Here is an 11951-nt window from a genome sequence, read left to right on the forward strand (position 1 = left end):
CATAGTTGGGAATGATCCGGTTCCGCAAGACCCCGGTTGACTGGTTCAATGGCTCCCGGTCTGCGGGGTTCGCCGCACGCCGCTGCTCGACCACGGATCCATGACGCACCCGCGATACATTCTCTTCGAAAGATGGTCAGTGTGAACAGCATTACCAGGTCGTGGCGATGAGCCCGATCGGCCGCAGGCGCTTCGTATTCGGCCTCACGGGTGTCATCGGCACATTGTCCGCGGGATCGGGGCAGGCGCGGGCGCGCTCGCCACTCTCGCCCGCCGACCTCGGTGCAGGCGAGATCGCAAGCAACGGATCAGCTTTCGAGCGGGCACAGCCGAGTACCTTCTTCGGCACGGCCTCGGTGGCCTGCGCGGCGGCCATCGACAGCGACAGCGCGGGCGATCTGTGGCCGACCTGCTGGGCCGACGACGACAATCTGTACACGGCCAACGGTGACGGCCGCGGCTTCGGCGACGGGAACAGCGACGATATTGTCGTCAACCGGATCACCGGCGACCCGAAGTCCGGTATCACGGGCGTGCGGTTGACCGCCGCCGATCAGGTGGGCGCCATTTGGGGCGATCCCGGCAAATACAACCGGAAGCCGACCGGGATCGTCTGTGTCAACGGGCGGCTCTACCTCGCCATCCAGGATCTGCGCAGCGGAAACGCCGACACCGCGTTCAACGACGCGCCCAACGCCGCCGTCTCGTGGTCGGACGACCATGGCAGCACCTGGCACACGACCCAGCAACCCATGTTCACCGGCGGGGTGTTCACCACCGTGTTCTTTCTCGATTTCGGGCGCGATTCCGGTGACGCCGCGACCGCGTTGGGTCCGGACGCGGCGCGCTACGTCTACGCCTATGGCCTGGATGAGAATTGGCGCGGATCCCTCACCGCAACGGTCGCCGACCCGGTGGACCTGTTTCTGGCGCGCGCACCGAGCGACGCGGTCGAACATCGCGACAAATGGGAGTTCTACACCGGAGTCAGCGGTGAAGCCCCGCAGTGGACGCGGATCATCGAGGAAAGACGGCCGGTGCTGCGCGACACCAGACGGCAGTACCCGACTCTGCGCAACAGCGATCAACACCCGCACAATCTCTCGGTGCTCTCCCAAGGCGGCGTCGTCTACAACAAGCCGCTGAAGCGGTACCTGTACACGTCGTGGACGGAGTACACCTTCGAATTCTACGAGGCGCCCGCACCGTGGGGACCGTGGCGACTGTTCTTGACCAAAGACTTCGGCGGCTACCCGTGGTTCGGTCGCGGCCCCGGCCTCCCCGGCCCGAAGAACGGCGGCTACGGCACCACCATCCCGTCGAAATTCATTTCCGCCGACGGCAGATCGATGTGGGTGCAGTCGAATTGGTGGGTGGGCAACTCCGGTGGCCGGACCGACTACACCTTCAACCTCCGCGAACTGACCGTACGGCCTTTCGTGGCGCAGGCGCCCGCGAATCAACCCGACCGGCGCCGCAATCTCGCCTATATCGGTGAATCCGTCACACCCATCGAGAAAAGCGCGCACTTCGGTCACAGCGAATACCTCTGCGACGGCGACTTCACCAAGAGCGAGGACAGTTTCGATCAGGAGAACAAGAACCTGGACTTCTGGGGTTTCACCTGGGCCGCACCGTATTTGCTGAATACCGTCATCTACACGACGGGTGAGATATTCGACAACGGCGGTTGGTTCGCCGCCGGGCTGCGGATCCAGATCCGACAGAACTTTCGCTGGATCGATGTGCCGAACTCCGAGGTGGAACCGCGCTATCCGTACGGCCCCGCCGCAGGACCTTTCAGGACATATACCTTCACCTTCGCCACGATTTCCGGCGATGGTGTGCGAATCATCGGCAAGCCTGGTGGGCGCGCGTATTTCACTTCGATCGCCGAACTGGAGGTCTATTACCGCTGACTTCCACGCCTGCGGCGAGCCACTCCGGGACGAGGTGCGCAATGCCCTGTTCGCAGCGGGTTTCCCGTACGAGCGCTACCCGATGCATACAGGGCACACCCCTTCTGGCTCGGCGGCGGCCATTGGGCGCTGCCGGCCCCGAATCACCGGCAGCCCACCCGCCCCTGCTCGAGATCCCGGCTTACCGTGGATCGCGGGCGGGAGGACGTCACAGCGCGGCGGCCGGGTCGGGGGTCTACTGTCCGCGAAGCAGTTCGACTACGTGCGCGAATTTCTCCATATTGTCCTCGCGGACCGTGAAGTAGCTGAACCCGAACCGCTCACGGTGCGCACGCAGCCGCTCGGCCTGCTGCTCGGGCGTGCCGATGAGCAGGATGGGCGCCTCTTCGGGCGCGCATCCTTCGGGCAGCAGCGGTCCCCACTGTGCGACCAGTTCCGCACGTTCCGACGGCGAAACCACCTTCTGCACCAGGAGATTCAGTTCGATCTCCGCGAAGCGCGCGCCGAGCAGCCCCCGAAGAAAGTCGATCCGCGCACCGGTCTCGATAGGTCCGGCCGGTAGCAGCGCGGTCCCCTCCGTATTGGTGTTCGCACCGGTCAGCCCGATGATGTCGGCATTCTCGGCGGCCACCCGGAGCAGCTTGTCGCCCCAGCCCGCGATGAACAGCGGCGGACCGCCGGGCTGGACCGGCCGGGGCAGGAATTCCGGATCGGCGAATAGCTTGCGCAGGGTGGCGGTGGCCTCGGCGAGCTGACGCACCCGTCGGCCACCGGAGCCGAATTCGATACCCGCGGCGTCGAATTCGGCCTTCACATATCCCGCGCCGAGGCCGAGTTCGATGCGGCCACCGGTGAACAGATCGGTGCCCGTGACATCCCTGGCCAGCAGCACCGGATTGTAGAAGGGGACGTTGAGCACATAACTGGTGATCCGCACCCGCGAGGTGACCGAAGCGGCGAGCATCATGGCCGGAAACGGAGCGGCGATACCGAGATGATCGGGTATCCCGATCACATCGTAGCCGAATTCCTCTGCCCTGCGGCATTTTTCGATCCACTGGTCGCGGGATTCGGGCACCACGAGAACGACCCCGAAGCGGAATCGGCGCGGCGCTGTACCCGGTGATGTCACGCGGCACCGCCGCGGCCGGATCGGGCTGCGCCCTCGAAGTCGGGGATGAGCGGGTCGTGCACGGCGCGGGGGTCGCGTCGGACGAGTGCGCCGCGGGGCTTGGCGGCGATCTCGGTGGGTGCGGACATGACGCCTCCATGAATTAGCGAATGTTCTCTAATATCGCCAAGCATGCCACATCCCCGCCCGTCCGCGCACTGGCACGGCGCCGAGTCCGGGGGTTGGCCGACGTTCAGCAGCAGTCTTCCCCACGCCAGGCTTGTCGACCCTCGCGTACGGCGAGTGCGGCGATGCCGAGGGCGACGATCGGGTCGAGCCACCACCAGCCGAACAGGGTATTGGCCAGCAGGCCGACGAGGACACCGGCGGCCAGGTAGGCGCACAGCAGGTTCTGAGTTCCTTCCCCGCTGGTCGCGGCGGAGCCGAGCCTGGCTCCCAGGCGCTTCTTGGCGATGCCGAGTACCGGCATCACGATCAGGCTCGAGATCGCGAGCCCGATGCCCAACCAGCTTGTCCGGGCGTGGTTTCCGGCGATCAGGGTGGTGATCGCGTCGTAGGCGATGTAGGGGGCGAGCAGGAAGAACGTGACCGCGACGGCTTTGTGGGCGCGGGTTTCGGCGGTGTCGGACAGGGTGCGGGCGCCGGTGAATCGCCACACGATGACGACACTGGCCAAACCCTCGATGGCCGAGTCCAATCCGAACCCGAGCAGCGCCACCGAGCCCGCGAAAACCGCCGCGGCGATCGCGACCGCCCCCTCGGCCCCCATGTAGAGCAGCGACAGCCACGACAGCAGCCGCGCCTGCCGCGCCGCCCGATGCCAGTCGTCCCGGTCGACGGGGACAGCAGGCTGCGCACCGCAGCAGTCGTCGCGGATTTCGCTTGCGGGCGAGGGTAACTCGTCGAGTTCGTGGCGGAACGGATCGATGCTCACGACAGCGGCCCGCACGGCTCGGCGCCGTAGGTCGGGCACAGCGCCACCGCGTTGCCGGTCGCCGCCAGCACGGTCTCGGCGGCGGTCAGTATGTCGACCAGACCCGGCTGGGCGAGCCGGAACAACGATGCCCGACCGACCGGCGCGGAGTCGACCAGTCCGCAATCACGCAGGCAGGCGAGGTGTTTCGACACCGTGGACTGAGCAAGGCCCAGTTCGTCGACGAGATCGACCACACGGGTCGGCCCCAGGGCCAGTCGCCGCACGATCGCCAGCCGTGCCGGGTCGCCCAGCGACCGGAACAAGGCCGCCGCGGGGGCGAGTTCCACCCGCCCCGGCCCGGCGTCCGAAATTATAATCGCCATCCGGCGATGTTATCGTTATACGGCATTAGTCGGCAACCCCATCGCGGCGCGCAGGATTCCAGGGTTGTGCGGGCGAAGATGATGGCGGCATTCAAGTAAGCACCGTGCCGCGCCGCTGCAGCCAAGCGATCGTCTGGAACGGCACCGCGACGAACACTATGCCGCCGACCAGGTTGCCGAGTGTGGTAACGACGATGTTCGTCAGCAGACCGTGGCTCCCGAAACCCCATTCCACCACCGTCGCCGGAGCATCGTGGTGCAACACCGACAGCAGCAGGGGCAACCCCAGGAAGCCGATGTTGGCGATGACATGCTGCGTTCCGCCGATCACGAAGGCGAACGGCCCGTAGAACGCGAACCCCATCCGAGCGACGTCGCTGCGCGCCTTGAAGTACATGCACATCGAGGTCTGCAGGAACCAGGTGCACAGCACCGCCAGCAGCAGCGCGGTCATCGTCGGCTGTGTCGTCTTCGCGGCGGCGACGGCGGCCGCGCGCTGTGCGAAGGCCCCGAGGTAGGGTCCGCCTGCCGCGGCGCAGACGGCGATGAACGTCAGCGCACCGGCGCAGTTGCCGACCAGCCCGACGACCAGCAGCCGCGCATACGCGCCGAGGCTCATTCGCTTCTGCAGCACGGCCATGAACCCCGCGGCCATGTCGGCGGTGATCAGCGACATGCCGGAGACGAGGATCAGCACGAACGACATTCCGAACGCCAACCCCATCAGCAGCGCCGCGACTCCGGGTGAGGTGACGCCGATGCTCACTGTCAACGACAGCAGCACACCGAAGGCGACCATCGCTCCCGCGATCAGGGAACGGACAAGCAGCGTCCACGGATTCGCGGCCTTCTCGATCGCCATATCGGCGACGCGGGTCGCCATCTGCCCGACGGTGAGCGGCTCGAACGGATCAGGCGGCGCCGAAGCTGCCCCGGTCACGACCGGTTTAGCGGATTGGGGGGCAAGGACGGTGGACATTCGCTCCTCGATTTCGGGGGGAGGTTGGCCGCACCGCGCACGACGGCGGTGACGAAGCCGGTGTATCTGGAAGATGCTGCGGCGGAGCGCAGTTCAGCAGGACGCTGCGGCCCGACCGGGACGCGGCAGCGGCGTCGGTCGGTCGCCGCGTTCGCAGGATGTCGATGAGCAGGATCGCGTGGCCACCCGCGGTGTCACGCACAGCGATCGAGTTCCCAGCGCAGTTGCGACTCCGCCGGTGACTGCACCGGAATGAACGCGGCCTCCCGGAACCGGCGGCTCGCGCCGGTGCGCAAGGCATAACCTTTGCCGCCCGCGGTGCGAACTTCCAGGGCGGCCGCCGCGCCTGCCAGTGCCGCGGCCGCCAGGCGCAGCGAGAGCAGTTCCCGCCGACCGGGCGGCGCGGGGGTGCCGACCGCAGGCGCCAACTCCGCCAGCGTCGACTCCGCCGCCGACAGTTCCGCCGACACCGTCTCGACCTCGGCGGCGAAGACCGAGTTCACACCGGTCAAGCCGACTCGCGCCCTGGCGACGCAGCGGCCTGCCAGGCCGAGGCACATCGCCGACTGCAACAGCAGAAAGGTCGGGCGCACCCGCGCCAGGAAGGATCCGACCTCGCGGCTCAGCACCTGATCGGCGCCGATCGCGGCGTTGTCGAGTTTCAGGTACGAGGAGGCGGTACTTCCCAGCGCCAGCAGATCGAAGTGGTCGCCGATGGTGACGCCGTCGGTCGACAGCGCCAGCCCGACGATCAGCTTCTCCCCCGTGTCGGTGCGGGCAGCGGTCACCAGGATCGAATCCCGGTACAGGTTGCTCGCCCAGCGCAGGGTGCCGTCGAGGACATAGCCGTCGCCGTCCGCGGTGGCGGTGAGATCCAGTGAGCCGCATCCGGCCGCATCTTTGAATGCCGAAGCCATCCCGGTGACGCCGAGGACCGCCCCGCTCGCCAGCAGCGACGCCGCTTTCGCCGCCCAGGCCGTCCCGGCCACGGTCAGGTATTGGATCGTCATGCGGTGCGCCCATACCGCGAAGGCGGTCGACATGCATTCGGCGGCGAGTTCACCGAGCACCGCCGCCATCGCGGGCAGGCCGCCGTCGTCGTCGCCTGCCGCGCCCAGACCGAGGACGCCCAATCCGGCCAGTGCGCGGATATTCTCCCGTGCGCTGCGTTCCCCTTGATCGAGGGCCGCGGCGGCGGTGGCGATCGTCTCGATGGCGTCGGGGGGCAGCACTGCGGCGCGCCGCCAAATCTGTTGCCCCGGTTGCGTTTCGCTGGTAGTCATCGTTCGCGCCTCACTCGACGGCGAGCGCCGAGGCGACCACCACGGGGCGGCGGAAGGTATTCAGCACCGGCGACCATTTGATCGCGTTGTCGTGGATCTCCTGCAGCACCGAAGCATCCGCGTCCCCGGCGAGTGTCACCCGGCATCGGATCTCGGAGAACCCGAGCACCTTGCCCTCGGGCGTATCGCCGACACCCCACACGGCCGAGATATCGATATCCCCTTCCATCGCGACCTCGATTTCCGACAGCGTCACCCCGCGATGGGTCGCGTTGGCGAGCATCCCCACCGAGATACATGACCCGAGCGCGGCGAGCGCGGTTTCCGACGGATTCGGCGCCGCGTCGTCACCGAGCAGGGCAGGCGGCTCGCCGACCAGCATCGGCGCCAGTTCGCGGACATAGGTCATATTGCGAAATCCCGCTTCACACACGGTTTTCGCCCGCAACGTCTTCTTCCCGGTGCTCGGGTCCTCCTTCGCGGCACAGGACAACTGGTCGAGCCCGACAGCGTCGATCTTCAGCGCATTGCCCGAGATCGTGGTCATCGTCTGTTCTCCTCTGTCGATGGAATCGATCGGCGGCATCCGTGTCGAGACGGCTCGCCTTCGCGCCGATTCGGCGGCGTCGCAGCGCCGCATCGTTCGCCACCCAGTGTCACAGACCGATCGTTCTGTCCGCATAGTTCGGATCAGCGAGATCGGAACATGATTCGATCACGGAAACCGGTGTTCCAGCAGCGAGATTCAACCTATTGCCGCATCAACCAGCGGGGTCGATGGGCAGACTGATCATTCTTGGAGAGGGCAGCGGCATAATAGGCGCCATGGTTGTCGAGGTGACGTCTCCGGCCGACAGACTGCTGGCCACAGCGGGCAGGCTGTTCGCAGCGGAGGGTATTCGCGCGGTGGGTATCGAACGGCTGGTCACCGAATCCGCGGTGGCGCGGGCAAGTCTCTACCAGGCGTTCGGCTCCAAAGATCAACTCGCCGCCGAATACCTGCGCCACCAGCACGAAACCGACCGCCGCGCCTGGCATGTGGCGTCCCGCAGGATCGCGGAGCCGATCGGGAAGGTGCTGCTGTTCTTCGAGTGCGCCGCCCGCGCGGCCAGACAGCGCCACTATCCCGGATGCCTGTACATCAACGCGGCGGCGGAATTTCCCGACCGGTCCCACCCGGTGTGGCTCCCGATCGACGAGCACCGCGAGTGGATGCGCGCCGCGGTGGCGGCGTTACTGCGGGAAGCCGGGGTCCCGCAGCCCGACGAACTGGCCGCGTCGATTCAGTTGCTATACGACGGCGGGCTTTCCGGCTCCAAGGCCACCGGCTCGGTCGACCCGATCATGCGGGCTCAGCGGCTGGCGCGGACACTGATCGACCGCGAACCTGCCGACGCGACCGAATAGCCGGGCTTGCGACGGGTTCGCCGCGACGAATCCGCGCGGAGGTTCGCCCACGTCCGCAGCGGCCGCGGCCCGTCCGGCGGCTCCGGTAAGCGCTGTCCGGTAACGGTTTTCGCTGCGGACATCGACATCGGTGAGTAGCATCGTAGCCAGGTATTCGCCCCTCTCCCCGCAGAGGTGTGTAATCACCGTCGACCTTGGTGCTTCGCGACGTGTCCTGAATCGGTCGGTCACGGGTCCGGCCGACAACCTCGTTCGCCACCTTCCGTTTTCAACTCGATCGTCTGGAGTTCTCTGTGTCTTTGCCTCAGCCGCCGGAAACGACGCTGCCCTCCTATCGTGGCGGCCCGATCGCACCCGGTTCGGCGATAGGCGACGACGGACCTCGAGTAGCCATCTACACCCCGGAGTTCGCCGCTGATCCTCAGCGCGTCTACCTGGAGTTGCGAGCCCGCTACGGATCGCTGGCCCCCGTGGAGATCGCACCGGGAGTTCCGGCGACCCTTGTCGTTGATTACGCGACAGCGAAGCGGATTCTGCACGACCCCGAGCACTTTCCGGCCGACCCGCGGACCTGGCAGGCGACTGTGCCGCTGGACTGCCCCGTCCGGCCGATGCTGCAGTGGCGACCGAACGCGCTGCGCAACACCGGAGATGTCCATGCCCGGCTGCGCTCGGCCAACATCTTCGCCCTCAATGGGATCGACCTGCACGCCGCGCAGGCGCTGGTCGAGCGGATCGCGGCGCCGCTGATCAACACCTTCTGCACGACCGGAAACGCCGATCTGCTCGCACAATTCGTGCGTCCGCTCGTCTTCGAGGTTCTCAATACGCTCGTCGGCTGCTCACCTGATATCGGCGCACGCGTCGCGCGCGGCATGGCCGCCGTCTTCGACACCTCCGCCGATGCCGAGGAGGGCAACGTCATCTTGGAATCGGCGCTGTACGAGCAGACCATGCACAAAATCGCCGAGCCCGGCGATGACATCACCACGCGAATGATCGCGCACAGCGCGAACCTGACCGAGGAGGAGGTGATTCACCAACTGGTCGTCGTCTACGGGGCCGGGATCGAACCGACAGTCAATCTCATCTCGAATACGTTGCGGCTGATGCTGACCGACGACCGCTTCGGCAGTGGGGTGGTCAGCGGCAGCCTCTCGACCGGGGACGCGCTGGAGGAGTTGCTGTTCACCGATCCGCCGCTGGCGAACTTCTGCTTCAGCTATCCGCGACAGCCGATCCTCATCGACGGCGTCTGGCTGCCCGCCCATCAACCGGTGCTGATCAGCATGTCCGCGTGCAACAACGATCCCGCGGTGCGTTCCGGAGATTTCACCGCCAATCGATCCCACCTCGCCTGGAGCGCGGGTCCACATGCCTGCCCGGCGAAGGACCTGTCCTCCACCATCGCGCGCGCGGCGATAGATCAATTGCTCGATGCGATACCCGAAATGGAATTGGCGGTCCGTATCGAAGAGTTGCAGTGGCGGCCGGGACCCTACCATCGCTCCCTGGCGAGTTTGCCCGTCGCCTTCGCACCGACACCTCCGATGGTTGGGTGAAGTTGTCCTGTCACCGTCGCTGCCGGCGGAATACGCGACGCCGGCGGCTTACGGTGCCGGTCGGCCCGACTTCGCGATCTTCGTCGGCGGAGGGCATTTGGACGACGATCCCACCGAGGTACACCTCCTGCATGGTCGGTATGCCGATGCCAGGAGGCAGGCTGACCCACACGGACCGCCGCCGCATCGCGGCGTGGCTGGCCGACGGGCTCGGGTACGCCGACTCGGCCGACCGACCTCGACGATCAGTCGCGAGGTCGCACGCAACGGCGCACTCGTCGACTACCTGGCCGAGCCCGCGCAGCAGGCCGCAGGCCATCGCGCCCGCCGCCGCAAACCGGCCCCGGCCCGCCGCGTCCGCGATCGACGGGCAGTCGACCGAGGCGGCACGCGAGTTCGTGAACCGGTTCGCTGCCCTGCTGGCCGCGACCGGCATGCCCGGGATGACCGCGCGGGTGTTCGTGTGCCTGCTCACCGCCGACGCCGCCGGCCTGACCGCAGCCGACCTGGTCCGCGAACTGCGGGTCATCCCCGCGTCGGTATCCAAATCCATCGGCTACCTCGAAGCCATGGAACTGGTGGTGCGCCAACCGGATTCGGGCGGGCGCCGCGAGCGCTACCGCATGGACGACGACGTCTGGCTCCGGGCGTGGCAGGCCGACACCGGCGCTCACGGCGAGATAGCGATTGCCGCGCAGCGCGGCATCGAGATCTTCGGCACGGACACCACACCCGGCGCCCGGCTCGCCGAGATGGGCCGGTTCTTCGCCCGAATCAGCGAGCAGATGCGCGGCAGCGGGCGCGCCGAGACCGTCGGCTCCGACGCACTGACCGTGCTCGCCGCCCTCCTCCACGCCGCCAGGCCACTCCCCCTGACCGAACTGGCGACCGCGCTCGACTGGCCCCGAGCCCGCGCCATCGCCGCCCTCGACGCGATCGAACGTCAACCGGCCATCGCCGATCCACTCGCCCTGCGCACCCTGGGATTCGAAACGTACACCCTCACTACGAGATCGGACCGCCTGAGCCCGATACAACGCCAAGCGCTCCAGAAGTAAGTGACGCGGCATCGTGGCGGGAGATTGCCGGCAATGACCTCGGCGCAAGGGGCTTTCGAGTCGACTGTGAGCTGCGCGGTGGGCACGGTGGCGGTAGCGTCGCCGCCGGTATCCGTATGACAAGGGAGAAGTATGGCCGTCGAGTCGAAGCCGAGCAGTCCACCCGCCGAGTCGATCGGCGCCGTCGGCGGACTGCGGTTGCCGCCGATCGGATTCGGAACCTATCAGCTCAACGGGGCCGCGGGCGTCGATGCGATCGTCACGGCGATATCGAACGGCTATCGCCTGCTGGACTCCGCGGTCAACTACGAGAACGAGGGCACCGTGGGTGTCGCGGTGCGGGCCAGTGGCATTCCGCGTGAACAGCTCATCGTGACCTCGAAACTGCCCGGTCGCCATCACCGGTACGACCAGGCATTGGCGACGATCGAGGAGAGTGTCTATCGGACCGGACTCGAATGGATTGATCTCTATCTCATCCATTGGCCACTGCCGAGACTCGACCGCTATGTCGAGGCCTGGCGCGCCCTGATCACCGCGCGCGAGCGCGGAATCGTCCGCCACATCGGCGTATCCAACTTCTTGCCGGAGCATCTGCAACGGCTCGTCGAGGAGACCGGTGTGCAGGCGGAGGTGAATCAGATCGAGATGCATCCGTACTTCCCGCAGATCGAGGCGCTCGCCTACCATCGCGACCATCGGATCGCGGTGCAGGCTTGGAGCCCGCTGGGTCGCGGCACGGATCTGCTCACGCATCCGACGCTCCTGGAAATCGCGGCCCGGCATGGGGTTTCGCCCGCCAGGATCGTATTGGCCTGGCATACCGCGCTCGGGGCGATACCGCTGCCGAAGGCGGCTTCGGCAGCGCGGCAACGGGAGAACCTGGATCTGTCCTCGTTCGCCTTGAGCGAGCAGGACATGGACCGCATCACCGCCATGGGCCGCGCGGACGGGCGTGTCGCCAACCAGGACCCGGCCACCCACGAGGAGTTCTGAGCCGGATCGCCTGCACCCCAGGACAATCGCGGGCAAGGTCCCGAGATGCCGCCGCGCTCGCTCGCGGCGGCATCGCCGCGCGCGGCAACCCAACGGCTCGATCGCGAACTCTGCCAAAGGGAATCCCGTCTTGCCTACTTCGGCGTGATCTATATCACGCCATACCACCGCCCGCCCACCCCTTCGGGGGCATCACACTCGCACCCGACTCGGTGACACGACAACGACTTCTTTCGCTGCATCGCAACATCTTTCGAAGCCGCGCCGAGCCACACCCAACATATCCCCAACATTGGGAGCAGTGCCGGAAAACACA

11 protein-coding genes and 1 pseudogene are annotated in these 11951 nt (G+C 66.8%); 5 read left to right on the plus strand and 7 right to left on the minus strand.

What is annotated here, in order from left to right; genetic code table 11:
* Window positions 1-167 precede the first annotated feature (167 nt).
* Window positions 168-1919 (plus strand): glycoside hydrolase family 183 protein, encoded by a 1752-nt coding sequence (locus D5S18_RS25895; RefSeq protein WP_147404173.1) that lies wholly within the window; start codon window positions 168-170, stop codon window positions 1917-1919.
* Between the two features lie 235 nt (window positions 1920-2154).
* On the opposite strand, the gene D5S18_RS25905 is transcribed toward D5S18_RS25895, so the two are convergent.
* The 7 genes and pseudogenes from D5S18_RS25905 to D5S18_RS25930 all read right to left on the minus strand — a co-directional run bounded on the left by D5S18_RS25905 (window position 2155) and on the right by D5S18_RS25930 (window position 7159).
* Window positions 2155-3051 (minus strand): LLM class F420-dependent oxidoreductase, encoded by an 897-nt coding sequence (locus tag D5S18_RS25905; RefSeq protein WP_120043707.1) that lies wholly within the window; start codon window positions 3049-3051, stop codon window positions 2155-2157.
* Window positions 3048-3179 carry a hypothetical protein gene (locus D5S18_RS36185; protein WP_282434886.1) on the minus strand — a complete coding sequence of 44 codons (132 nt, stop codon included), beginning with the start codon at window positions 3177-3179 and terminating at the stop codon, window positions 3048-3050. Before D5S18_RS36185 ends, D5S18_RS25905 begins: the two co-directional genes overlap by 4 nt.
* Before the next feature lie 104 nt (window positions 3180-3283).
* Entirely contained in the window at window positions 3284-3985 is a 702-nt protein-coding gene (locus D5S18_RS25910) for a cation efflux transmembrane domain-containing protein (protein WP_239004003.1), read from the minus strand.
* Entirely contained in the window at window positions 3982-4350 is a 369-nt protein-coding gene (locus tag D5S18_RS25915; protein WP_120043708.1) for an ArsR/SmtB family transcription factor, read from the minus strand. The genes D5S18_RS25910 and D5S18_RS25915 overlap by 4 nt, the downstream gene beginning before the upstream one ends.
* A gap of 91 nt (window positions 4351-4441) precedes the next feature.
* Window positions 4442-5266, minus strand: a pseudogene (locus D5S18_RS25920) (formate/nitrite transporter family protein); the annotation flags it as partial.
* A gap of 257 nt (window positions 5267-5523) precedes the next feature.
* Entirely contained in the window at window positions 5524-6612 is a 1089-nt protein-coding gene (locus tag D5S18_RS25925) for an acyl-CoA dehydrogenase family protein (RefSeq protein WP_120043710.1), read from the minus strand.
* A 10-nt stretch (window positions 6613-6622) separates the two neighbouring features.
* Window positions 6623-7159, minus strand: a complete 537-nt coding sequence (locus tag D5S18_RS25930; RefSeq protein WP_120044066.1) for an OsmC family protein — start codon at window positions 7157-7159, stop codon at window positions 6623-6625.
* 278 nt (window positions 7160-7437) lie between these two features.
* On the opposite strand from D5S18_RS25930, the gene D5S18_RS25935 reads away from it, so the two are divergent.
* The 4 genes from D5S18_RS25935 (at window position 7438) to D5S18_RS25950 (ending at window position 11635) form a co-directional block, all read left to right on the plus strand.
* The gene (locus tag D5S18_RS25935; RefSeq protein WP_120043711.1) at window positions 7438-8019 is read left to right on the plus strand and encodes a TetR/AcrR family transcriptional regulator; all 582 of its coding nucleotides are present in this window, start codon (window positions 7438-7440) and stop codon (window positions 8017-8019) included.
* A gap of 293 nt (window positions 8020-8312) precedes the next feature.
* Entirely contained in the window at window positions 8313-9581 is a 1269-nt protein-coding gene (locus tag D5S18_RS25940) for a cytochrome P450 family protein (RefSeq protein ID WP_439651175.1), read from the plus strand.
* 140 nt (window positions 9582-9721) lie between these two features.
* Window positions 9722-10639, plus strand: coding sequence for a GbsR/MarR family transcriptional regulator (locus tag D5S18_RS25945; protein ID WP_203236914.1), 918 nt, complete (start codon window positions 9722-9724; stop codon window positions 10637-10639).
* A 132-nt stretch (window positions 10640-10771) separates the two neighbouring features.
* Window positions 10772-11635: an aldo/keto reductase gene (locus tag D5S18_RS25950; protein ID WP_120043712.1), complete on the plus strand. Its 864-nt coding sequence runs from the start codon at window positions 10772-10774 to the stop codon at window positions 11633-11635.
* Window positions 11636-11951: the final 316 nt, after the last annotated feature.

Source organism: Nocardia panacis (assembly GCF_003598715.1).
In the GTDB taxonomy this organism is placed as follows: Bacteria; Actinomycetota; Actinomycetes; order Mycobacteriales; family Mycobacteriaceae; genus Nocardia; species Nocardia panacis.

Bases quoted from the DNA above. Each gene is read 5' to 3' on its own strand.
- D5S18_RS36185 (WP_282434886.1), bottom strand. From the start codon at position 3,179: ATGTCCGCACCCACCGAGATCGCCGCCAAGCCCCGCGGCGCACTCGTC.
- D5S18_RS25950 (WP_120043712.1), top strand. From the start codon at position 10,772: ATGGCCGTCGAGTCGAAGCCGAGCAGTCCACCCGCCGAGTCGATCGGC.
- D5S18_RS25925 (WP_120043710.1), bottom strand. From the start codon at position 6,612: ATGACTACCAGCGAAACGCAACCGGGGCAACAGATTTGGCGGCGCGCC.
- D5S18_RS25895 (WP_147404173.1), top strand. From the start codon at position 168: ATGAGCCCGATCGGCCGCAGGCGCTTCGTATTCGGCCTCACGGGTGTC.
- D5S18_RS25915 (WP_120043708.1), bottom strand. From the start codon at position 4,350: ATGGCGATTATAATTTCGGACGCCGGGCCGGGGCGGGTGGAACTCGCC.
- D5S18_RS25945 (WP_203236914.1), top strand. From the start codon at position 9,722: ATGCCGATGCCAGGAGGCAGGCTGACCCACACGGACCGCCGCCGCATC.
- D5S18_RS25935 (WP_120043711.1), top strand. From the start codon at position 7,438: ATGGTTGTCGAGGTGACGTCTCCGGCCGACAGACTGCTGGCCACAGCG.
- D5S18_RS25930 (WP_120044066.1), bottom strand. From the start codon at position 7,159: ATGACCACGATCTCGGGCAATGCGCTGAAGATCGACGCTGTCGGGCTC.